Below are 20,981 nucleotides of genomic sequence, written 5' to 3'. Positions count from 1 at the left end.
ATTGCCCCCGCGGGCTCGCGAGTTAGAGCCCGTTCAACCCAAGAAGGTAGACCTTGAAGAACCCGAACGACCGCAGCTTCACTGATCGTCAGTCCAACTCCGCCAATGCCAAGAAGGCGCTGCTAGAGCGTTTCCAGGCACGGCCGAAGGCCGATGACCCGATCATGCAGCAGCGCCGCGCGGAGCGCCAGGCCATTGCCGATGCACGCGCTGTCCGCGACGCCGAAAAGGCCGCTGCCCGCGTCGAGGCTGAGCGCCTCGCGGCGATCGAACGCGCCGCCCAGGAGGAAGCCGAGCGTCAGGCCGAACTGGTGCGTGAGGCCGCCCGCAAGGCCGAACAGGCCAAGCGCGATGCCGAGCGCCCCCGCAAGGTTCTGCTCGAGGCCGTCCAGTACATGCAGATGCGCGCTGCCGGCAAAGGCCGCCGCTGAGCGACGCTCCGCCTTCCGGGGTCGAAAGACCTCGATCCCAAGACGACGATACGGGAATGAGCCGCGTGTAACGCGCGCCTCATTCTTTCTGTTTTCGCAATGCTCCTCCTTCGCAGCGACGAGCAATTGCACTTTGCCTCAAGGGCGCAAGCGCCCTCTTCCCGTCGCGCCCAGGCTCTTTCCTGGCCCTGCGCCACGGAGGAAAACTCCGGAAATCCGGCGTTTATCGCCGATTTTCGGCCTTGCTCAGTCGACCTGACATCAGGCTCCACTAACGCAACGGCACTCCCTTGCCTCTGAAGCGGCATAGCCTCTCCCGTTCTTGTGCAGTCGCGAAGGCAATCACGATCGAACTTCTAAGACTTTAGTATTACGCCTATCGCTTGCCACGGCAACTGAATACAGCAACTCTGGGATATCGCGGCCAGCAGGCCGCAATAACGACACGCCAGATACATGGCGGCACACCCAGGGAGGGAATCCATGACTACGGAGACCGCTAAACCTCGTTCGAATCGTCGCAACTTCCTCAAGGTCGCAACACTTGCGGGCGCTGGCGCCATTGCCATGCCCCAGGTCAGCCGCGCCCAAACGGTGACGTGGAAGTTCCAGTCCACCTGGCCGACCAAGGACATCTTCCATGAATTCGCCGGCGACTTCGCCAAGCGGGTCAATGACATGTCCGGCGGCCGGCTGAAGCTGGACGTGCTCGCCGCGGGCGCAGTCGTCCCGGCCTTCCAGATGCAGGATGCGGTCGCGGCCGGCATTCTCGATGGCGGGCATGGCGTCTGCGCCTATTGGTACGGCAAGAACAAAGCCTTCTCGCTCTTTGGCACACCTCCGTCACTCGGCTGGGACGCAACCAGCTTCCTGGGATGGATGAATCATGGCGGCGGCTATGAGCTCTATAACGAGCTGGTCGGCCAGACCCTGAAGCTCAATCTCGTAGGCTTCCTCAGCGGGCCGATGCCCTGCCAGCCGCTTGGCTGGTTCAAGAAAGAGCTCAAGACCCCCGACGACTTCAAGGGCCTGAAATACCGCACAGTCGGCCTCGCGGCCGATTTGATGAAGGAGATGGGAGCCGCAGTCACGATTCTGGCCGGTGGCGAGATCGTGCCGGCGCTCGAACGCGGCGTCATCGACGGCGCCGAGTTCAACAATCCCTCCTCCGACTCGATCCTTGGTTTCCAGGACGTCGCCAAGGTCTACATGCTGCAAAGTTACCATCAGGCAGCCGAGAGCTTCGAGCTCATCTTCAACAAGACGAAATTCGATGCGCTCGCCCCCGAGCAGAAGGCGATCATCAAATATGCGGCGGAAGCAGCCTCCTCCGACATGATCTGGAAGGCGCTCGACCGCTATTCCAAGGATCTCGACATGTTGCGCTCCAAGGGCGTCAACGTCGTCCCGACCCCGGAGGTGATCCTCAAGGCCCAGCTCGTCGCCTGGGACAAGGTGCTCGACAAGCTTTCTGCCGAAAACGCCTTCTTCAAGAGGGTGGTCGAGTCGCAGAAGGCCTGGGTCAAGCGCACCGTCGCCTATGAACGCGTCAACACGCCTTCGCGCGAACTGGCCTTCACCCACTTCTTCAAGGCCTGAGCCTCTGCCCGCATCCGGACGCCCGCCACCCGCAACCGGCCTGGCGGGCGTTTGCGCCGACGAGCTCTGCAACGTGCCGTGGAGACCCTGATGGGCATCGTGCTCGCGATCGACAAGTTCAATACCGCCATCGGGAAACTCGCCGGCTGGACGATTCTGATCCTGACCCTGGCGATCAGCTACGAGGTCTTCTCGCGATACGTCCTGCGTGCACCCACCGAATGGGCTTTCGACGTCAGCTACATTCTCTATGGCACTCTGTTCATGCTGGCCGGCCCTTACGCGCTCGCACGCAATGCCCATGTGCGCGGCGATTTCCTCTATCGCCAATGGGCCCCGCGCACGCAGGCCGGGCTCGATCTGGCGCTGTATTTTCTGTTCTTCTTCCCCGGAGTCATCGCGCTGGCCTGGGCCGGATACAAGTTCGCCGCCTTCTCCTGGATGATCGGGGAGCATTCCTCGAACTCTCCCAACGGGCCGCCGCTCTATCACTTCAAGTCGCTGATCCCGATCGTCGGGGTCCTGATGTTCGTCCAGGGGCTCGCCGAGGTGGCGCGTTGCGTCATCTGCCTGCGCACGGGCGAATGGCCCCCTCGCCTGCATGATGTCGAGGAGACCGAGAAGCTCATCCTCGAGGAAGCCGCAACCCGCGAGGGATCGATTTGATGTTCGGACTGGGCAATCCCGAACTGGGCGTGGTCATGCTCGTCCTGTTCATTCTCTTCATCATGCTCGGCTTCCCCATCGCCTTCACGCTGATGGCACTCGGCGTCGGCTTCGGTTACTGGGCGATGGGCGACAATGTATTCGCGCTGGTCGTGCAGCGAGCCTATTCGGTCATGGCCAGCGACGTGCTGGTCTCGATCCCGCTCTTCATCTTCATGGGCTACATCATCGAGCGGGCGAACATCCTCGACAGGCTGTTCCACTCGATCCAGATCGCGCTCGGCAATGTTCCCGGCTCGCTGGCCATCGCGACGCTCGCGACCTGCGCGATCTTCGCGACCGCAACCGGCATCGTCGGGGCGGTGGTGACGCTGATGGGGCTGCTCGCCTTTCCCGCCATGCTGCGTGCCGGCTACGACGTGAAGCTCTCGGCCGGCGTCGTCTGCGCCGGCGGCTGCCTCGGCATCCTGATACCGCCGAGCGTCATGCTGATCCTCTATGGCGCGACCGCGGGTGTCTCGGTCCCCAAGCTCTATGCGGGCGCGCTCTTCCCCGGGCTGCTGCTGGCGGGCCTCTACATGGTCTATGTCATCGTTCGCTGCACCCTCAACCCGGCGCTGGCGCCGAAACTGCCGAAGGAACAGACGGACGTTCCCTGGAGCAAGGTCCTCTGGGCGCTGATGACCAGCTTCTTCCCGCTGACCATCCTGATCATGTCCGTGCTCGGTGCGATCTTCTTCGGGCTCGCGACGCCGACCGAAGCGGCCGCGATCGGCTCGCTCGGCAGCCTGATCCTGGCCGCAGCCTATCGCTCGCTCTCGTTCGGCAAGGTCAGGGAATCGGTCATCCTGACGGCGCGCACCTCGGCGATGGTCTGCTGGCTCTTCGTCGGCTCCTATATCTTCTCGTCGATCTTCGCGATTCTCGGCGGGCACGAGCCGATCAAGGATCTGGTCACGGCGTTGAACCTGTCGCCGACCATGTTCCTGATCGTCGCGCAGCTGATCATCTTCGTGCTCGGCTGGCCGCTGGAATGGACCGAGATCATCGTGATCTTCGTGCCGATCTTCCTGCCTCTGCTGCAGTTCTTCAATATCGACCCACTGTTCTTCGGCATCCTGATCGCGCTGAATATCCAGACCTCGTTCCTCTCCCCGCCGGTAGCGATGGCACCCTTCTATCTGAAGGGCATCGCGCCACCGCACGTGACCATCAACCAGATCTTCTCCGGCGTGATGCCCTATCTGCTGATCGTGCTGTTCGCGATGGTGCTGATCTATGTCTTCCCCGGCATCGCGCTCTGGCTGCCGAAATACCTTTACGGCTGAACGCCGCCGAGCATCCTGCGAGCAGGACAGGAACCTGCCGCCCTTGCGGCCCCGCTTGTTCGGGGCCGCTGCCTTGCCTACAGATCAAGGGCCCTGCGAGACGTGCTGGGACGGAGGGCGAGGTTCCGCCCGTGACCCGAGGCCTCATGACCACGACGCCGACGCCTGTTCCCGAGACCGGCAGCCCTCAGCCTGGTCGCAAGGGGCGACTGCATGGCGCGACGGTCGCGACGCTGCGCCGGATGATCATCACCGGCGAATTGCCGGCGGGACAGAAGCTGCGGGAGCAGGAGATCTGCGAACAGCTCGGCGTCTCGCGCACGCCCCTGCGGGAGGCCCTGCGCACATTGGCAGCACAGGGATTGGTGAGACTGACGCAGAATCGCGGCGCCGAAGTCGCCTCGCTGACCCTCGACGATATCCTGGGGCTCTACGAAGTCGTCAGCACCCTGGAAGCCCTGGCGGCGCGGCTCGCCTGCAAGAACATCTCGGACGAGACCGTCGCCGAGATCGGCATGCTGCATTACCGGATGATGCGGCACCAGGCGCGCGCCGAGCAGCTGGAGTATTTCGCGCTCAACCAGCAGATTCATCGGGCACTTGTCGAGGCGGCGCGCAACGCGGCCCTGCTCGAAGCCTGGGAGGGATTGTCCGCACGCATCGAGCGCGCGAAATACCTTCCGAACCTTCAGCCCACGCGCTGGAAAGCGGCGATGCAGGAGCACGATGCCATGCTCGCCGCCCTTGTCGCCCGCGATGGCGAGGGCCTGGCGCGGCTCATCCAGATCCATTTTGCCAATAGCCTCGCCGCCATCCTCGCCGCCGCCAACCCGGGCGGGGAGCATGCGGCCGAGACCCCAACGCGGCAGGGCGATGACGAGCATGAGACGCCCTGACGGGCAGCTCTATCGCCCCTGCCAGTTGGGCGCGCGCTTGGCCAGGAAGGCTTCCATGCCCTCGCGGAAGTCAGCGCTCATGTAGCACATCAGGACGAGGTCCTCGTCGTCGGCATGGCCGCGTGCAGCGGCGATCCGGCGCAAGCCTTCCTTGGTGGCGCGCATTGTCAGCGGCGCATGACCCGCGATGGTCTGCGCCAACTCTCCGACCCGAGCGAGCAGAGCCGCATGATCGGCCACCAGCTCGCCGTAGAGGCCGGCGCGGTGGCCTTCCTCCGCCTCGATCAACCGAGCCGTGAAGACCATGTCCTTGACCCGCGCGGGCCCAAGCAGCGAGGCGAGCCGGGCGAGGTTGTTCATCGACAGGCAGTTGCCGAGCGTGCGCGCGATCGGGAAGCCGAAGCGGGCCGACTGCGTCGCGACCCTGAGATCGCAGGCACAGGCGATGGCGGCTCCGCCGCCGGTCACGGCGCCCGAGATCGCCGCGATTGTCGGAAGCGGACAGCTCTCGATCGTGGTGATGATCTCCTCGATCCGCGTCTCGTAGTTGAGGGCGTCCTCTGGCTGGTTGAACGCACGAAACTGCGAGATGTCGGTGCCTGCAGCGAAGGCTTTGTCACCTGCCCCGATCAGGACCAGCACCTTGGGTGAACCATGGCCCTCGATATCGCCGCAGATCGCGGCGATGCGGTCATACATCCCGAAGGTCAGCGCGTTGCGGGCCTGCGGACGGTTGAGGGTGATGGTGCCGACCCCGTCCTTCAGATCGTAAAGAATCTCGTCGTTCATCAGCCCGCTGCTCCTTCAGATCACCCCGGCCTCGCGCAACCGCGCGACCGCTCCAGAGCCATAGCCGAGTTCGGCCAGGATCTCGGCATTGTGCTCCCCTGCCTCCGGCGTCGGCGAGACGACGCCGGCGGGTGTCCGCGACAGGCCGACCGGCTCGCCCACCACCCTGAAATCCCCAAGGATCGGATGGCTGACCGGCTGTGCGATGCCGAGATGCTGCACCTGCGGGTCGTCGAACATCTCGTCGACGGCATAGATCGGTCCGGCCGGAACGGCATGGTCCTCGAAGGCCGCAAGCCAATGCGCCGAATCCCTCTGGGTCAGGATGCTCTCGATGATGACCCGCAGTTCCGAGCGCTTGTCGTAACGCTTTTCCATGCTGTCATAGACCGGGTTGTCGCCGAGTTGGGGATGACCGATCGCCTTGCAGAAGGAGCGCCAATGGCCCTCGGCGCCGACGCCGATATTGATATGGCCGTTCTTCGTCGCGTAGACGCCCATCGGCGTCGAATAGGGGTGATCGTTCCCGGCCTGCGGCGGCACCGTTCCCTCGACCAGGAAGCGCGCAGCCTGGAAATCCATCATCGCGATCTGGGCTTCGAGCAGGGAGGTCTGGACCCATTGACCGAGCCCCGACGTCTCGCGCTCGGTAATCGCCACCAGCGCCCCAAGCGCGCCATAGAGGCCCGCAGCCGAGTCTGCGACGGCGATTCCGGCGCGCACCGGCCCCTGCCCCGGCAGGCCGGTGACCGACATCATTCCACCCATCCCCTGGGCGATCTGGTCAAAGCCGGCGCGGGTCCGGTAGGGACCGCTCTGGCCGAATCCGGAGACCGAGACCAGGATCAGGCGCGGATTGAGCTTGTGCAGCGTGTCGAAATCGAGCCCGAGCCTGTCCTTCACGTCCGGGCGGAAATTCTCGATCAGCAGATCGGCGCTCTCGATCAGCTTGAGCAGGATCGCTTTGCCCTCGGCAGTCTTCAGGTTCAGCGTCAGCGAGCGCTTGTTGCGGTGCAGGTTCTGCATGTCATAGCCATGCCGCGCGCCGCTCATGTTCTCGTTCGGATCGAGCCCCGGCGGGCTTTCGACCTTGATCACGTCCGCACCAAAATCCGCAAAGACGCGTGCGCAGGTCGGCCCGGCCCGCACACGTGACAGATCGAGAACACGCAGTTTCGCAAGGGCGGAGGAAGGCGTCGGGCGGGGCATGGCTCGGCAGGCGTTGGCGACAAGGGCGCCGACTATGGGTGCACCCCGGCGGGGCGTCAACGCCTCTCACATCTTGCATGCAAAATCATGCGGATGCAGGCCCCTTCAGCTAAGGCATTCGAAGACAGCCCCAAATAACCAGGAAATATGTATGCAAACGATAGTCGAAGCTTGAGCCACCGGATCACGTCCGCTTCGCCGCTCCTGTTCTCGTCGGGCTTTCCAAGGCAACAGGATCGCTGGCCGGAAAGGTCGCCCGAAGAGCATCGTTCAGTTCGGCGTCCTTGCCCTTCCCGCGTTGCGCCTTCCTTTGCTCCGCCTGCTCCTTGCGCAGGCTTTGCGTGGCCGGATTGGCCTTCTTGACCGCGCTCGCCATGACATCCCCCGCTTCGGATCACTGATTGTCGCGATATACGCCGCGACATGAAACGAAACGCGAAGCCCGCCTCAGCGTTCCCTGAGCCGGGCGCTAGGCCCGCCTGGGACCATAGGCATGGTGCACGATACGGCTGAATGAGCGATAGAGTTGCTCGAGCCGATCGAAATTCCCGCCATCCTGCGTGATCGGCCCGGCGCTATTGGCGATGGCGACCAGTTGCAGCGCGATATCGCCGCGCGGGATGTCGTTGGAAAGCTCGCCCCGTGCCACGGCCTGATCAATTCCGGCGACCACGAGATTCTCGAGCGTCGCACCGAACTGAGCCAGCGCCTCGCGCGCTTTTGGGCCGATCACATCCTGCTCCAGCCGCATCCGGCCGATCAGGCTCCAGGGATTGGCGGTCGTGGCCGTTGGATTGTAGCGGAGATAGCGCTGACGGTTCGACTCCATCATGCCATGGATCTTCTCTTCAAAGCTCTTGTCGCTGCGCCAGTTCGCCTCCCAGTTGGCCAGCGTCTGCTCGACGTAGTCGACAATTACCTCCTCGGCGAGGTTGAGCTTGTTGCCGTAGTAGTAGTGGATGTTCGCGCGCGTCGTGTTGAGGACGTCTGCGACATCCCGGAAGCGGAAGCCCTGGTAGCCATTGCGGATCAGGAGCTCTGCCGAGATTTGCTTGATCTCCTGCTTCATATCTCACTCCGCCGCATCGATTGCGCCCTTCTGGAGCCGTTTCGAGCCGCCGTCCAGTGTGCCGCGTCGCGGATGGATCGTCTCGCCAGAACGCTTCTGCATTGGCGCCATGCCAGATCGCGAAGGGGCTGGACGCAAGCCGGCAGCACTCCCATCTGCCACCGGCGCGGCATGATGAGCCGGGCGTCGATACGCAGGAGCGCTGCATGGTTGATTTCTCGGTCCTCGACCTCTCCCCGGTGATCGAGGGGCAGGAGCCCGGCGACGCTCTGCGCAATTCGCTCGACCTTGCCCGCCACGCCGAGGCGCTCGGCTATCGCCGCTACTGGGTCGCCGAGCATCACAACATGGTCGGCATCGCCAGCGCCGCAACGGCGGTGGTGATCGGCTATCTTGCGGCTGGAACCAAGACCATCCGCCTTGGTGCCGGCGGCATCATGCTGCCCAACCACGCGCCTCTCGTCATTGCCGAGCAGTTCGGAACGCTGGAATCGCTCTATCCGGGCCGAATCGACCTCGGCCTCGGCCGCGCTCCGGGCACCGACCAGCGCACGGTCCGGGCCCTGCGACGCGACCCGATGGCCTCGGACAGCTTTCCTCAGGATGTGCTCGAGGTGCAGGCTTTCCTCGCGCCCGTGCAGCCCGGGCAGGTGGTGCAGGCCGTGCCAGGGGGAGGCACCGAGGTGCCGCTCTGGATCCTGGGTTCCAGCCTGTTTGGCGCGCAGCTCGCTGCAGAACTCGGCCTGCCCTACGCCTTCGCCTCGCATTTCGCACCGGACGCACTGATTCAGGCGCTTGCGATCTACCGCGAGCGCTTCAAGCCGTCAGAGCAGTTGGATCGGCCCTATGCGATGCCGGGCATCAACGTCATTGCCGCCGATACGGATGAGGAGGCTCGCTATCTCTTCACCTCAGTCCAGCAGCGCTTCATCGACATGATTCGCGGCACGCGCGGCAAGCTGCAGCCACCGATCGACGATATCGAAAGCTACTGGTCCCCGGCCGAGAAGGCGCATGTCTCGCAGATGCTGCGCTACGCCTTCGTCGGCTCGCCGGAAAGCCTGAAGCGCCAGCTCGATGCGTTCCTCGACGCGACGGGGGCCGACGAGGTGATGGTCACCGCACCGATCCACGATCACAGCGCTCGCAAGCGCTCCTACGAGATCCTCTCCGGCATCGTTCCGGGCCTGGCGAGAAACCAGACCAGGGCCGCGTGAGCGTCATTGCACCCATGACGCGCTGACGCTGAGACTGGCGCGTCGCGAGGCGCGCCAGAGATTGAGGGCAAGCGCCGCGAGGAAGAAGCCGGCCTGGACCACGACAATGCATGGGCCGGTCGCGGCATCGAGATGAAAGCTCAGGATCGTGCCGAGCACGCTTGAGACGGTCGCGACGCCGGCCGCCACGATGAGCATTCGGTCGAACTGGCGCGTCATCAGATAGCCGATGGCCCCCGGCGCGATCAGCATCGCAACGACCAGGATGATACCGACTGCCTTGAGTGCCGCGACGATCGTCAGCGCCAGCAGTATCAGCAAGCCGAAATGCAGCGCTGCGACCGGCAGGCCAATGGCACGCGCATGAGCCGGATCGAAGGAGACAAGCAGAAAATCGCGCCGCTTCGCCAGCATGATCGCGATGGTCGGCACCGCGATCAGCGCCGTCTCCCCGATATCGGCCCAACGCACGCCGAGCATGTTGCCGAACAGGATGTGCATCAGGTGCTGGTCGCTATCGACCTTGACGAAGAGCACCAGCCCCAGCGCAAACATGCCGGAGAAGACGATGCCCATCACCGTGTCCTCCTTCACCCGGCTGTTTTGCTTGAGGTAGCCGATACCGACGGAGCAGCCGAGCCCGGCAGCGAAGGCGCCAATCGCCAGCGGCAAGCTCAGGATATGGGCGAGCACGATACCGGGCAGCACCGCATGCGAGACCGCATCACCCATCAGCGACCAGCCCTTGAGCACGAGGAAGCAGGAAAGCACCGCGCAGACGAGGCCGACCAGCACCGCGACGATCAGCCCCCGCTGCATGAACTCATGCGCGAACGGCGAAAGGAACCAGGTTTCGATCAGGCTCATGCGGCTTGCTCCGGAAGGGCCCGGGCCGCCCGGCGCGCCGCAAGACGGCCGTGCTTAGGCGCGAAGATGAAGGCGAGCAGGAACAATACGGTCTGGAAGACCACGATCAGCCCGCCGGTCGAACCGTCGAGAAAGTAGCTGGCATAGGCGCCGATCGCGCTGGTCGTGACACCCATCGCAACCGCGATGATGATCAGGCGACCGAAACGGTCGGTAAGCAGGTAGGCGGTTGCGCCCGGCGTCACCACCATGGCGATCACGAGGCAGGCTCCGACCGTCTGCAGGGCTGCGACCGTGCAGGCGCTGAGGAGCACGAAGAAGAGAATCTTCAGGCGCGTCGGCGAGAGCCCGACGCTGCGTGCCTGGTTCTCGTCGAAGAAGACCAGCATCAGGTCCTTCCAGCGCACTATCAGGATCACCAGAGAGACGAAGGCGATGATCGCGACCTGGACGACGTCCTCGTCGGAGATACCCAGGATGTTGCCGAGCACGATCGATTGGACGTTCACCGAAGTCGGGTTGATCGAGACGATCAGCAGCCCGACAGCAAAGAACGTGGTGAAGACGATGCCGATCACCGCATCTTCCCGCAATTGCGTGCGCACCCGGACCAGGGACATGGCGAGCGCTGCCAGCAGGCCGGAGAGGAAGGCACCGGCGGCATAGGGCAGCTTCAGCAGATAGGCGAGCGCGACGCCCGGCACGATCGCATGCGCCAGTGCGTCGCCCATCAGCGACCAGCCCTTGAGCATCAGATAGCAGGACAGGAAGGCGCAGACGCCGCCAACCAGCGCCGAGACCCAGATGGCCTTGACCATGTACTGGTAGGCGAAGGGTTCGAGCAGGAGGTCGATCACCGGACCGCATCCCTGCTGGCGTCGACGACCACCTCGTGATCGCGCTCGCCATAGAGTACGAGCGGACGTTCGTCGTCGGTCAGGACGGTGACGCGCCGGTCGTCGGCATCGTCGTGGAGTTGCGCGCCCCCGAGCCGGAAATGCCGGAGTACGCCGCCGAAGGCCCGTTGCAGATTGGCTTCCGTGAAGGTGGTCGCGGTCGGGCCGGCCGCCAGCACGGTCTTGTTGAAGATCACGACCTGGTCGCAGAAATCCGGGATCGAGCCGAGATTATGGGTCGAAACCAGCATCAGGCGCCCTTCGGACCGCAATTCCCGCATCAGGCCGACGATCGCATCCTCGGTCTTGACGTCGACACCGGTGAAGGGCTCGTCCAGCAGGATGACCTGCCCGCCCTGCGCCAACGCCCGCGCGAGAAAGACGCGCTTGCGCTGGCCACCGCTGAGTTCCCCGATCTGGCGGCGTCGGAAATCCAGCATATTGACGCGCGCGAGCGCCTCCTCGACGGCCTCCTTGTCGGCGCGCCGGGCCATGCGCATCAGGCCCATATAGCCGTAGCGTCCCATCATCACGACATCGTCGACGAGAACCGGAAAGCTCCAGTCGACCTCCTCGGACTGCGGCACATAGGCGACGAGCCCGCGCTTCAACGCCTGCCGCACCTCCAATCCCGCGATCGCGACGCGGCCCTGAGCCGGCTTAAGAAAGCCCATGAGCGTCTTGAACAGGGTCGACTTGCCCGAGCCATTGATGCCGACCAGCGCGCAGATCGTGCCCGCGCCGAGGGCAAAGGAGGCATCGTTCACCGCTGTCACGCCATTGCTGTAGCGCACCGTCACGCCCTCGACCGTGATCGAGGGTGTCAGGCCAAGCGCGCCCGGTCGGCCAGTCACATGAATGTTCACTGCCCGAACCCCTTCGCGATCGTGTCGACGGTCACCTCCAGCAGCTTCAGATAGGTCGGTACCGGCCCGTTCTCGGCGGAAAGCGAGTCGACATAGAGGACGCCGCCATAGGCCGCTCCGGTTTCGCGGGCGACCTGCCTGGCAGCCTTGTCGGAGATCGTGCTCTCGCTGAAGACGGCGGGAATCGTGTTCTTGCGCACGAGATCGATCAGGCGACGCACCTGCTGCGGTGTGCCCTGTTCATCGGCATTGATCGGCCAGAGATAGGCCTCCCGCCAGCCGAAATCGCGCGTGAGATAGCTGAAGGCGCCTTCGCTGGAAACGAGCCAGCGGCGGCCTTCCGGCACCTTGTCGAGCCGGGCACGCAACGGCGCGTCGATCGCCCTGATCTGCTCGGAATAGGACTTCGCGTTCCTGGAATACGTCTCGGCATTCGCAGGGTCCGCAGCCGCCAGCGCCTTTCGAATGTTCTCGACATAGATCAGCGCGCTCGCCGTCGACATCCAGGCATGCGGATTGGGCTTGCCCTCATAGGGGCCCTCCTTGATGCCCATCGGCACGATGCCTTCGGTCACGACCGCGCTCTTCACATCCTTGACGTTCTCGAAGAAGCGCTCGAACCAGCGCTCGAGATTCAAGCCGTTCCAGAGCACGAGATCGGCCGATTGCGCCTTCACCACATCGAGCGGCGTCGGCTGGTAGTCATGGATCTCGGCACCGGGCTTGGTGATCGATTCCACGATCGCTGCAGTGCCAGCGACGTTCTGCGCGATGTCCTGGATCACCGTGAAGGTCGTGACGACGCGCAACGGCTTGGCCTGCCCCGCCTGAGCCAACACTCCCTGGCTCGTTGCTGCAAAACCGGCCGCGAAGGCGATGGCGGCGGCCAGAATCGTGAAGCGTCGACGCGAAGGCATGATCTCTCCTGCTACAGGCTCGATCCATTTACGCTAATGCAAATCACTTGCATCTGTCAACGCAATTGCAAATGATTTGCGATAAGCCTCAATTTTTGCGAATGCGTCTCAACATGCTATCCCGGTGGCATGAAGGGAATCGACAAACGGGTAGCCCTCTTCGAGGAGGAACTCAGGCGGGCGGGACTGCGGATGACGCAGCAGCGCCGGCTGATTCTGCGCGTGCTGGCCGAGGCCGACGACCACCCCGACGCCAAGGGCATCTTCACGCGCGCCTTCGCGCACGACCCGACCCTGTCGCTGTCGACGGTCTATCGGACGATGAAGCTGCTGGAGACTCAAGGCGCGATCGAACGCCACGCGTTCGAGGACGGCGTCTCGCGCTACGAGCACGCAGACCAGCATCACCATGATCATCTGATCGATGTCGAGACCGGTCAAGTCGTCGAATTCTCGTCGCCGGAGATCGAGGCGCTACAGGCCAAGATCGCTGCCGAACTCGGCTATGAGATCGTCCGTCACAGGCTCGAATTGTACGGACGGAAGATGCCCGGCACCAGCAAGCGCAAGAGTGCAGGGAAGACTGACTGAGCCGCCATGGTCGGGCAAAATCCCGACCATCACCGTCTCCCCGCAAATGCATCCTGAGACATCATGCGCGCCACAAGGTCGGGCACGATGTCGGAGCGATCAGATCATCTGACCTTCTTGTGTTTGCATCGGTGCGATAACCACTTTCCGCTCTTCGCACCGATGCTGTGGCCGGCCTCAGCCCGCCTTGCGCTTGTTCTGACGGTTTGAAATCAGATCGTCGACSACGGCSGGATCGGCCAGCGTCGACGTRTCGCCGAGSGCGCCRAAKTCGTCCTCGGCGATCTTGCGCAGGATRCGGCGCATGATCTTGCCCGACCGSGTCTTCGGCAGGCCGGGCGCGAACTGGATCAGATCCGGCGAGGCGATCGGGCCGATCTCCTTGCGCACATGGGCGACCAGTTCCTTGCGCAGCGCCTCGCTCGACGCCTCTCCCTGCATCAGCGTGACATAGGCGTAGATGCCCTGCCCCTTGATGTCATGGGGATAGCCGACCACCGCGGCCTCCGAGACCTTCGGATGCGCCACCAGTGCCGACTCGACCTCCGCCGTGCCCATGCGGTGGCCGGACACGTTGATCACGTCGTCGACGCGGCCGGTGATCCAGTAATAGCCGTCTGCGTCGCGCCGGCAGCCGTCACCGGTAAAGTACTTGTTTGGGTAGGTGGCGAAATAGGTTTCCTCGAAGCGCTTGTGGTCGCCATAGACCGTGCGCATCTGGCCGGGCCAGCTCTCGGCAATCACCAGATTGCCTTCGGTCGCCCCCTCCAGCACCTTGCCTTCGGCATCGACGATCTCCGGCTTGACGCCGAAGAAGGGCCTTGTTGCCGAGCCGGGCTTGAGCTTGGTCGCACCGGGCAGCGGCGTGATCAGGATTCCGCCCGTCTCGGTCTGCCACCAGGTATCGACGATCGGGCAGCGATCATCCCCGACGACGCGGTGATACCACTCCCAGGCCTCCGGRTTGATCGGCTCGCCGACCGAGCCGAGCAGGCGCAGCGACTTACGCTTGGTCTTCTTCACGGGCTCCTCGCCGGCGCCCATCAGCGAACGGATGGCAGTCGGCGCGGTGTAGAAGATGTTGACCTTGTGCTTGTCGACGACCTCCCAGAAGCGCGAGATCGTCGGATAGGTTGGAATGCCCTCGAACATCAGGGTCGTCGCGCCGTTCGCCAGCGGGCCGTACACGATATAGCTGTGCCCGGTGACCCAGCCGACATCGGCCGTGCACCAGTAGATGTCGCCGTCATGGTAGTCGAAGACGTATTGATGCGTCATCGAGGCATAGACGAGATAGCCGGCGGTGGTGTGCAGGACGCCCTTGGGCTTACCAGTCGAACCCGAGGTGTAGAGAATGAAGAGCGGGTCCTCCGCCTTCATCTCGACCGGCGGACAATGCCCGGAGACCTTCGCCGCCTCCTCGTGATACCAGACGTCACGGCCCTCCTGCATCGCGACATCGCCGCCGGTCCGCTTGACCACGATCACGGTCTTGACCGGGGCCTTTTCGGCCGCCGCGTCGACATTGACCTTGAGCGGCACCTTGCGCCCGCCGCGCAGGCCTTCATCGGCCGTGATCACCACGTCCGAGGTCGCATCGGCGATGCGCCCGGCCAGCGAATCCGGAGAGAAGCCGCCGAAGACGATCGAGTGCACCGCACCGAGCCGCGCGCAGGCGAGCATCGCATAGGTCGCCTCGGGGATCATCGGCATGTAGATCGTGACGCGGTCGCCCTTCTTGACGCCCTGCGCCTTCAGCACATTCGCGAACTTGCAGACCTCGGTATAGAGCTGGCCGTAGCTGATCTTCTTGGATTCCGACGGATCGTCGCCTTCCCAGATGATGGCCGTCTGCTTGGCGCGCGTCGCCAGATGCCGGTCGACGCAGTTGTAGGAAACGTTCGTGGTGCCGTCTTCATACCATTTGATCGAGACCTTGCCCGGCTTGTAGCTGACGTTCCGCACCTTGCTGAAGGGCTTGAACCAGTCGATCCGCTTTCCGTGCTCGGCCCAGAACTTGTCGGGGTCCTTGATCGAGGCCGCATACATCTTCTTGTATTTGGCGTCGTTCAGATACGCCTTTTTGGCCCATGCGGCCGGCACGTCATAGATCTTGTCGGACATAGAAGACTTCTCCCCGGACTTGCACCGCAATCAGCCCATCTTCGTCGCGGCTCATGGCATGAGTGCCGGATTCCTCGGCAAATAACGACCGCTTCTTTCGAATTGCGCGCATCATAAAGCGCGAAAGAGCGGCGGCAAGCCACGCGCCCTCGCACTTTGGTTTCAAAGACTTTTGGCGAGGGTCGGATCGGTTCGCCACGCGCCGGATTGCCCGTTATCGCGCAAAATTGGCCGTCATTGCCGCAACCGACGCGGCCCTGCCATGCGCTCGACGAACCACTCGAACGGCCCCTTGCTGAAACTCCGCGACCATAGTGACGCCAGCACCAGCAGGTACGCGTAGATGACGGCTGCCGCGAGCATGCAGGCGGCGGGCCCGAGGCGCCCGTAAAGGCCAAGGCCATAACCGAGAAAGATCAGCACGCAGACGATCGACTCGGACATGTAGAGCGAAAGGGACAGGCGGCCATCCGCCTGAAAGATCCGGCCAATGCGCATGCCGAGCGGCCGGTTGAAGAAACTCAGGCCGGCGCCGATCATCACGAGGCTCATCAGCGGCGGGAAGACGCCGCGCAGGATGAGTTCCGCTGCAGCAAAGGCCGGTTTCGCCGGGCCGGGAGGCGCCATCGCCGCCGCGGCATAGGCGAAATTGCCGACGAGGGCGGGCAGCCAGAGAAAGCGCGCCAACGCCGCGCCCGGTGCGGCGAGGCTGCTCAGCGAGGCGGTGCCGAGATGGCGGAAGGCGGCCATGCCGAGGAAGAACATGCCCGCGACATGCGGCAAGGTGATCAAGGGCGCCAGCCCATAGAAGATCGCCCATTCCATCAGCCGATAGCGCGCGATCGCCAGGAAATCGCCGGAACGATGCACCGCAACGACGGCTGCATCCGCACCGGTGGCCGGATCGGGCTCGATGATGCCGATGATTGCAAGCAGGGCATGGGTCAGGATCGCCAGCAGCCACATCAGGGCAGCCGCCTTGAGCAGGCGTCCCAGCGACCAGCGGGCCGCGAGCGGCAGGATCATTCCGAGAAGCGCGTAAGCCAGTAGGATATCGCCTGCGAAGAGCAGCAGGCCATGGGCAACGCCGAGCAATCCGAGCGCGAGCAGGCGACGCCGATAGCGCCCTTCGCCGTTGGTTGCGATCTGCCGCGCCGCGCCATAGCCGAACAGAAACGAGAAGATCAGAACGAATTTCGCTTCGAACAGGGCCTGGATCAGGAACACTGCAAGATGATCCAGAGCGCCGGGAAAGGCGGAGCGCCACCAATCGCCGCCAAAGCCGAACGGCATGGCGAAGAAGGGCAGGTTGACGACGAGGATGCCGAACAGGGCGATGCCCCTGATCGCATCGACGGCCGGGTCGCGCCCCGGCACCGCACCACGTGCAGGCGTCATTGCGCGGCCTTGGTCAGCTTAAGGAGCGCCTCGCGCGCAGCCGCCGTATCGGCGGGGTCGAGCTTGGTGACGAAGGCGCCGTCGACGGCAAGGCGGATGGCAATCGCCAGCCCGCGCGGCAGGCCATCCGAACAGGCGGCCTCGAGCCAGCGACGGTCGGCGCTGAGCAAGGGCACCAGCGCCGGCGACTCCGGAGGCAATCCCGCCAGCAGGATCCCGAGCAGCCGGTCGACATCGCCTCCGTCGGTGAAGGCCATGCGGATATAGGCGCGCAGCCAGCGGCCCGGCCCATCGGGCTCGGCAGCGCTCGCGCGTTCTTCGGCGATCGCAAGATCGACAAGGCTGATGATGCCCTCGACCAGAGCGATCAGCAGGCGCTCCTTGTCGGGGAAATGGTAGAGAATGCCGCCCTTGCTCACGCCGGTTTCGGCTGCGAGCCTGTCGAAAGTCAGGGCGTCGATACCGCCCCCGACGATGATCGCGCCCGCTGCCTCGAGCAACGCCGCCTTCTTGCTGCTACGCACGTCCATTCTCCATAACTATACCGTCTGGACGGTATAGTTATGGCTTGACCCCTGCGACCGCAAGAGGTCGCAGAGCTCGTCAATCCTTCAGAGCCCGCCCATCTTGCAGACCAGTGCCCATTCATCGTCGGTCACCGGCTGCACGGACAGGCGGAAGGACGTGACCAGCGCCATCTTGGCGAGTTCCGGCGTTGCCTTCACCTGAGCAAGGGTCACAGGCTTCGGCAGCGGCTTCACCGCCTTGAAGTCGACATAGACCCAGGGCTCGCCTGGGTTCGCGATATAGTGCTCCTTGATGACCTCGACGATGCCCACGACCTCGAGCCCCTCGTTCGAGTGGTAGAAGAAGACCTGGTCGCCGAGCTTCATCGCCATCAGGTTGAGCTTGGCCGTATGATTCTTCACGCCATCCCAATGCGTGCCCTTGGCGCCCGCCTTGACCTGGTCATCCCAGGACCAGACCGATGGTTCGGATTTGACCAGCCAGTGAGCCATCAGACGTCATCCTCTTTCGTCGGAGCAGGCGGACGCAGCGCGGCCTCGCCCTGTTCGTTCCAGAATCGCACCATCTCGCGTGTCAGCGCGGCATAATCCTGCGGGCCGAGTTCGACCCTGACCTCGCCCTCGCCGAAGGGCAGAATCAGCACGAAGCGGTGGGTGTCGTCGCCGCGCCGCCGTCGATGCTGGATCACCGGTCCGGCCGGCACACGCCCGGCCAACGCCACCGGCATGCTCTCGGCAACCAGCTCCGAGCCGGTGGTCTTCCGTACCTCAGCGACGCCGCGCGCCACCCGCTTGCTCAGATCCGACCAGTCGCCTGCCATTGCTGCCTCTGCTACGTCACTGCGTTACGGCCGGATCTCGACCCGGGTCCCTTGCGCAACGCGAGCCCAGATCCCGCGAATCTCGGCATTGGTGACCGCAATGCAGCCATCCGTCCAGTCGCGGCTGAGGTGCAGCCGGCCCAGCCAGCCAAGCCCGTTGCGAATGCCGTGGATCATGATGTCGCCACCCGGGGCAAAACCTGCGCGCTCGGCGTCCTCACGATCCAGGCGATCAGGATAGGAGATGCGAAGCGCGAGGTGATAGCGGCTGCGCGGGTGCTTGAAATCAATGTCGTAGACGCCTTCCGGAGTCCGGCCGTCGCCCTCCTTCACCTTATCACCGACCGGACTCGAACCCAGCGCCACCGAATAGCGGGCCAGGACGCGGCCATCCCGTTCCAAGGTCAGCTGACGTGCGGCCTTCTCGATGAGGACGCGGGTCGCCTGTTCGTCGGGAGCCGCGAGTTCAGGAACCGTTCGGGCGATCTGCAGGAACTCCAGCCCCAGGGCAAGCACGAGACCTGCACTCACCGCCATGGCCGCGCGTCGCAGAGGCTTTCGCGCCAACTCAGTTCTCCGCCCGGACCGGTCGCGCCAGCAATCCCGTGACCGCTTCGCGAACGCCGATGCGTTCGGCGATAATGGCCGCAACGGCCTCGGCGATGGGCGTCTCGATGCCGCGTGCCTGCGCCATCTCTGCCAGGACCGACGTCGTGAAGGCGCCCTCGGCCAGTTTGCCTCCAGCGGCCTCGGCCGGTGTCTTGCCCTGGCCGAGCGCCAACCCATAGGCGAAATTGCGTGACTGTGCGGACGCGCAGGAGAGCACGACATCGCCCAACCCCGAAAGCCCCATCAACGTTTCCGGCTGCGCACCAAAAGCCTCGCCGAAGCGCCTGAGTTCGGCAAAGCCACGCGCCACCAGCGCGGCACGGGCGCTCTCGCCATAGCCGAGCCCGATCGCGATCCCCGCTGCGATCGCCAGCACGTTCTTCGCGGCTCCGCCGATCTCGACGCCACGGATGTCGACGCCGTGATAGATGCGAAAGGAGGCAGAACTCAGCGCCTCGGCCAGATCCTGCGCCAGATCCGCCTCGCGCGCTGCCAGTGTCAGAGCCGTCGGTAACCCGCGTGCGATATCGGCGGCAAAGCTCGGACCGGACAGGATGGCCGGGACCGCACCGGGCCAAAGCTCGGCGATGATTTGCGTCGTGAACAAGCCGCTCTTCTGCTCGATGCCCTTGGCCGCCGAGATCGTCGGCACGCCATCCGGCAAGGCTTGCGCGAGCGCGGTGCAGACCTGTCGCAGCGCCTGGGTCGGAACCGCGAGGATCAGCGCCTGTGCATCGGCAAGCGCGGCAAGCTCGGCAACCGGCGATACGGCGGCAGGCAACGTCGCGCCGGGCAGGCGCGGCACCTCTCGACGCTCCCGCATGGCCGCGATGGCCTCGGGATCACGGGCCCAGAGCAGCACGTTTCGCCCGGCCCGCGCCGCGGCCAGAGCCAGTGCGGCACCGAAGGAGCCGCCGCCTACGACGCCGATTGTCTCGAAGGCCTTGCTCATCTCGGCGCGCTCACGTCGCTCACGGATCACGCTTTGGCCTTGAACTCGTCCAGCGGCCAGCGTGGCCGGGCAACCGCGCTCATGTCGTCGACAAGCCCGAGCCTCAGCCTCTCAAGCCCAGCCCAAGCGATCATCGCGCCATTGTCGCCGCAAAGCGCGACCGGCGGCGCGACCATCGGCAGGCCGGCCTCGGTCGCAAAGCGGGTCAGTCCGCGCCGGATCGGCTGGTTGGCGGCAACGCCACCGGCGACCACCAAGGCCGTGGGCATGATCCCGGCCCCACGGCAGGCGCGCAGGCCCGCTCGCGTGCGGTCGACCAGCACGTCGACGACCGCTGCCTGGAAGGAGGCGCAGAGATCGGCGACGTCGCGGTCGGAGAGCGGCGCAATGCGTTCGGCCACCAGCCTGACCGCGGTCTTGAGGCCGGAAAGCGAGAAATCGGGATTGGGGCGCCCAGCCATCGGCCGCGGAAACTCGAAGCGTTCGGGATCGCCCTTCTCGGCTTCCCGCTCGACCGAGGGGCCGCCCGGATAGGCCAGACCGAGCATCTTTGCGATCTTGTCAAAAGCCTCGCCGACCGCGTCGTCGATGGTTCCGCCCAGGCGCAGATAATCGCCGACGCCGCGCACCGCCAGGAGCTGCGTATGCCCGCCCGAGACCAGCAGCAGCAGATAGGGAAAGGCAACGTCGTCGGTCAGCCGCGCCGTCAGCGCATGCGCTTCGAGATGGTTCACCGCAATGAAGGGGCGGCCGGTTACCAGCGCGATCGCCTTCGCCGTGGTCAGCCCGACCATGACGCCGCCAACCAGACCCGGCCCGGCAGCAGCAGCGACCGCGTCGATCTCGGAGGGCTTGAGTCCGGCATTCGCGAAGGCGCGAGCGACGATGCGGTCGATGGCCTCGACATGCGCGCGCGCCGCGATCTCCGGCACCACGCCACCATAAGCCGCATGTGCGGCGATCTGACTCAGGATCTCGTTGGACAGGATTTTGGCCTCGCCGGCGCGATCGACGCCAACGATTGCAGCCGCGGTCTCGTCACAAGTCGTCTCTATCCCCAGAACGCGCATGATCGATCGACAAATCTCGGACAGGTTTCGGCCGGAACAGGCCACAAGGAGAGGCGGGCGGAGCTCCGACGGTTTCGCGCCGGGGATTCCCTCGTATAGTGCGCCACGGAGCATAAGGCCAAGAGGCCGTGGAGTTCGC

23 protein-coding genes are annotated in these 20,981 nt (G+C 64.4%); 7 read left to right on the top strand and 16 right to left on the bottom strand.

Going from position 1 to position 20,981, the window contains the following annotated elements:
- Positions 1-53 precede the first annotated feature (53 nt).
- From AC1DW9_RS07535 to AC1DW9_RS07515, 5 genes are all read left to right on the top strand, one after another.
- A complete protein-coding gene (locus tag AC1DW9_RS07535; RefSeq protein WP_441477526.1) occupies positions 54-431 on the top strand; it encodes a DUF6481 family protein in 378 nt (125 codons plus the stop codon).
- A gap of 483 nt (positions 432-914) precedes the next feature.
- The gene (locus AC1DW9_RS07530) at positions 915-2,030 is read left to right on the top strand and encodes a TRAP transporter substrate-binding protein (RefSeq protein ID WP_441492180.1); all 1,116 of its coding nucleotides are present in this window, start codon (positions 915-917) and stop codon (positions 2,028-2,030) included.
- Positions 2,031-2,120: 90 nt separating this feature from the next.
- Positions 2,121-2,696, top strand: coding sequence for a TRAP transporter small permease subunit (locus tag AC1DW9_RS07525; RefSeq protein ID WP_441492181.1), 576 nt, complete (start codon positions 2,121-2,123; stop codon positions 2,694-2,696).
- Positions 2,696-4,024 carry a TRAP transporter large permease gene (locus AC1DW9_RS07520; protein WP_476775274.1) on the top strand — a complete coding sequence of 443 codons (1,329 nt, stop codon included), beginning with the start codon at positions 2,696-2,698 and terminating at the stop codon, positions 4,022-4,024. Before AC1DW9_RS07525 ends, AC1DW9_RS07520 begins: the two co-directional genes overlap by 1 nt.
- A 146-nt stretch (positions 4,025-4,170) precedes the next feature.
- Entirely contained in the window at positions 4,171-4,920 is a 750-nt protein-coding gene (locus AC1DW9_RS07515) for a GntR family transcriptional regulator (protein ID WP_441492183.1), read from the top strand.
- Between the two features lie 9 nt (positions 4,921-4,929).
- Here AC1DW9_RS07515 and AC1DW9_RS07510 read toward each other — a convergent pair whose 3' ends face one another.
- The 4 genes from AC1DW9_RS07510 to AC1DW9_RS07495 form a co-directional block, all read right to left on the bottom strand.
- Complete coding sequence (locus AC1DW9_RS07510) at positions 4,930-5,709, bottom strand: enoyl-CoA hydratase/isomerase family protein (protein ID WP_476775273.1); 780 nt, start codon at positions 5,707-5,709, stop codon at positions 4,930-4,932.
- A gap of 15 nt (positions 5,710-5,724) precedes the next feature.
- Positions 5,725-6,918, bottom strand: a complete 1,194-nt coding sequence (locus AC1DW9_RS07505; RefSeq protein ID WP_476775272.1) for a CaiB/BaiF CoA transferase family protein — start codon at positions 6,916-6,918, stop codon at positions 5,725-5,727.
- 184 nt (positions 6,919-7,102) lie between these two features.
- Entirely contained in the window at positions 7,103-7,294 is a 192-nt protein-coding gene (locus AC1DW9_RS07500) for a hypothetical protein (protein ID WP_441492216.1), read from the bottom strand.
- 93 nt (positions 7,295-7,387) lie between these two features.
- Positions 7,388-7,987: a TetR/AcrR family transcriptional regulator gene (locus AC1DW9_RS07495; RefSeq protein ID WP_476775271.1), complete on the bottom strand. Its 600-nt coding sequence runs from the start codon at positions 7,985-7,987 to the stop codon at positions 7,388-7,390.
- Positions 7,988-8,193: 206 nt separating this feature from the next.
- Here AC1DW9_RS07495 and AC1DW9_RS07490 point away from each other — a divergent pair, with 206 nt between their 5' ends.
- The gene (locus AC1DW9_RS07490; protein ID WP_441505628.1) at positions 8,194-9,204 is read left to right on the top strand and encodes an LLM class flavin-dependent oxidoreductase; all 1,011 of its coding nucleotides are present in this window, start codon (positions 8,194-8,196) and stop codon (positions 9,202-9,204) included.
- A 3-nt stretch (positions 9,205-9,207) separates the two neighbouring features.
- Here AC1DW9_RS07490 and AC1DW9_RS07485 read toward each other — a convergent pair whose 3' ends face one another.
- From AC1DW9_RS07485 to AC1DW9_RS07470, 4 genes are read right to left on the bottom strand one after another with little or no spacing between them, the layout of a single operon-like run.
- On the bottom strand, positions 9,208-10,071 hold the full coding sequence (locus tag AC1DW9_RS07485) for a metal ABC transporter permease (protein WP_441505629.1): 864 nt from the start codon (positions 10,069-10,071) through the stop codon (positions 9,208-9,210).
- A complete protein-coding gene (locus tag AC1DW9_RS07480; RefSeq protein WP_441505630.1) occupies positions 10,068-10,928 on the bottom strand; it encodes a metal ABC transporter permease in 861 nt (286 codons plus the stop codon). Before AC1DW9_RS07480 ends, AC1DW9_RS07485 begins: the two co-directional genes overlap by 4 nt.
- On the bottom strand, positions 10,925-11,833 hold the full coding sequence (locus AC1DW9_RS07475; protein ID WP_441505631.1) for a manganese/iron ABC transporter ATP-binding protein: 909 nt from the start codon (positions 11,831-11,833) through the stop codon (positions 10,925-10,927). Before AC1DW9_RS07475 ends, AC1DW9_RS07480 begins: the two co-directional genes overlap by 4 nt.
- Positions 11,830-12,750 (bottom strand): metal ABC transporter substrate-binding protein, encoded by a 921-nt coding sequence (locus tag AC1DW9_RS07470; protein WP_441505632.1) that lies wholly within the window; start codon positions 12,748-12,750, stop codon positions 11,830-11,832. Before AC1DW9_RS07470 ends, AC1DW9_RS07475 begins: the two co-directional genes overlap by 4 nt.
- 129 nt (positions 12,751-12,879) lie before the next feature.
- Between AC1DW9_RS07470 and AC1DW9_RS07465 the strand changes: the two genes are divergently transcribed.
- Complete coding sequence (locus tag AC1DW9_RS07465) at positions 12,880-13,341, top strand: Fur family transcriptional regulator (protein WP_176733307.1); 462 nt, start codon at positions 12,880-12,882, stop codon at positions 13,339-13,341.
- Between the two features lie 177 nt (positions 13,342-13,518).
- On the opposite strand, the gene acs is transcribed toward AC1DW9_RS07465, so the two are convergent.
- The 8 genes from acs to tsaD all read right to left on the bottom strand — a co-directional run bounded on the left by acs (position 13,519) and on the right by tsaD (position 20,842).
- On the bottom strand, positions 13,519-15,465 hold the full coding sequence (acs, locus tag AC1DW9_RS07460; protein ID WP_476855061.1) for an acetate--CoA ligase: 1,947 nt from the start codon (positions 15,463-15,465) through the stop codon (positions 13,519-13,521).
- A 234-nt stretch (positions 15,466-15,699) separates the two neighbouring features.
- A complete protein-coding gene (locus AC1DW9_RS07455) occupies positions 15,700-16,863 on the bottom strand; it encodes a DUF418 domain-containing protein (RefSeq protein WP_441505633.1) in 1,164 nt (387 codons plus the stop codon).
- Complete coding sequence (locus AC1DW9_RS07450; protein WP_441505634.1) at positions 16,860-17,387, bottom strand: TetR/AcrR family transcriptional regulator; 528 nt, start codon at positions 17,385-17,387, stop codon at positions 16,860-16,862. Before AC1DW9_RS07450 ends, AC1DW9_RS07455 begins: the two co-directional genes overlap by 4 nt.
- 87 nt (positions 17,388-17,474) lie before the next feature.
- Positions 17,475-17,882 carry an EVE domain-containing protein gene (locus AC1DW9_RS07445; RefSeq protein ID WP_069878907.1) on the bottom strand — a complete coding sequence of 136 codons (408 nt, stop codon included), beginning with the start codon at positions 17,880-17,882 and terminating at the stop codon, positions 17,475-17,477.
- Positions 17,882-18,211 carry a hypothetical protein gene (locus AC1DW9_RS07440; RefSeq protein ID WP_069878906.1) on the bottom strand — a complete coding sequence of 110 codons (330 nt, stop codon included), beginning with the start codon at positions 18,209-18,211 and terminating at the stop codon, positions 17,882-17,884. Before AC1DW9_RS07440 ends, AC1DW9_RS07445 begins: the two co-directional genes overlap by 1 nt.
- Before the next feature lie 24 nt (positions 18,212-18,235).
- Positions 18,236-18,778, bottom strand: a complete 543-nt coding sequence (locus AC1DW9_RS07435) for a L,D-transpeptidase family protein (protein WP_476768846.1) — start codon at positions 18,776-18,778, stop codon at positions 18,236-18,238.
- 1 nt (position 18,779) lies between these two features.
- Positions 18,780-19,772, bottom strand: coding sequence for an NAD(P)H-dependent glycerol-3-phosphate dehydrogenase (locus AC1DW9_RS07430; protein ID WP_441492195.1), 993 nt, complete (start codon positions 19,770-19,772; stop codon positions 18,780-18,782).
- Between the two features lie 26 nt (positions 19,773-19,798).
- Positions 19,799-20,842 (bottom strand): tRNA (adenosine(37)-N6)-threonylcarbamoyltransferase complex transferase subunit TsaD, encoded by a 1,044-nt coding sequence (gene tsaD, locus AC1DW9_RS07425; RefSeq protein ID WP_441505637.1) that lies wholly within the window; start codon positions 20,840-20,842, stop codon positions 19,799-19,801.
- Positions 20,843-20,981 lie beyond the last annotated feature (139 nt).

This window comes from Allobosea sp. P4_E12, assembly GCF_056401655.1.
The sequence above is the reverse complement of the archived record's forward strand: the minus strand, read 5'-3'. Positions and strand labels throughout refer to the sequence as shown.

Coding starts and splice junctions, on each gene's coding strand:
- AC1DW9_RS07530 (WP_441492180.1), top strand. CDS start 915: ATGACTACGGAGACCGCTAAACCTCGTTCGAATCGTCGCAACTTCCTC.
- AC1DW9_RS07525 (WP_441492181.1), top strand. CDS start 2,121: ATGGGCATCGTGCTCGCGATCGACAAGTTCAATACCGCCATCGGGAAA.
- AC1DW9_RS07520 (WP_476775274.1), top strand. CDS start 2,696: ATGTTCGGACTGGGCAATCCCGAACTGGGCGTGGTCATGCTCGTCCTG.
- AC1DW9_RS07515 (WP_441492183.1), top strand. CDS start 4,171: ATGACCACGACGCCGACGCCTGTTCCCGAGACCGGCAGCCCTCAGCCT.
- AC1DW9_RS07510 (WP_476775273.1), bottom strand. CDS start 5,709: ATGAACGACGAGATTCTTTACGATCTGAAGGACGGGGTCGGCACCATC.
- AC1DW9_RS07505 (WP_476775272.1), bottom strand. CDS start 6,918: ATGCCCCGCCCGACGCCTTCCTCCGCCCTTGCGAAACTGCGTGTTCTC.
- AC1DW9_RS07500 (WP_441492216.1), bottom strand. CDS start 7,294: ATGGCGAGCGCGGTCAAGAAGGCCAATCCGGCCACGCAAAGCCTGCGC.
- AC1DW9_RS07495 (WP_476775271.1), bottom strand. CDS start 7,987: ATGAAGCAGGAGATCAAGCAAATCTCGGCAGAGCTCCTGATCCGCAAT.
- AC1DW9_RS07490 (WP_441505628.1), top strand. CDS start 8,194: ATGGTTGATTTCTCGGTCCTCGACCTCTCCCCGGTGATCGAGGGGCAG.
- AC1DW9_RS07485 (WP_441505629.1), bottom strand. CDS start 10,071: ATGAGCCTGATCGAAACCTGGTTCCTTTCGCCGTTCGCGCATGAGTTC.
- AC1DW9_RS07470 (WP_441505632.1), bottom strand. CDS start 12,750: ATGCCTTCGCGTCGACGCTTCACGATTCTGGCCGCCGCCATCGCCTTC.
- AC1DW9_RS07465 (WP_176733307.1), top strand. CDS start 12,880: ATGAAGGGAATCGACAAACGGGTAGCCCTCTTCGAGGAGGAACTCAGG.
- AC1DW9_RS07455 (WP_441505633.1), bottom strand. CDS start 16,863: ATGACGCCTGCACGTGGTGCGGTGCCGGGGCGCGACCCGGCCGTCGAT.
- AC1DW9_RS07445 (WP_069878907.1), bottom strand. CDS start 17,882: ATGGCTCACTGGCTGGTCAAATCCGAACCATCGGTCTGGTCCTGGGAT.
- AC1DW9_RS07440 (WP_069878906.1), bottom strand. CDS start 18,211: ATGGCAGGCGACTGGTCGGATCTGAGCAAGCGGGTGGCGCGCGGCGTC.
- AC1DW9_RS07430 (WP_441492195.1), bottom strand. CDS start 19,772: ATGAGCAAGGCCTTCGAGACAATCGGCGTCGTAGGCGGCGGCTCCTTC.
- tsaD (WP_441505637.1), bottom strand. CDS start 20,842: ATGCGCGTTCTGGGGATAGAGACGACTTGTGACGAGACCGCGGCTGCA.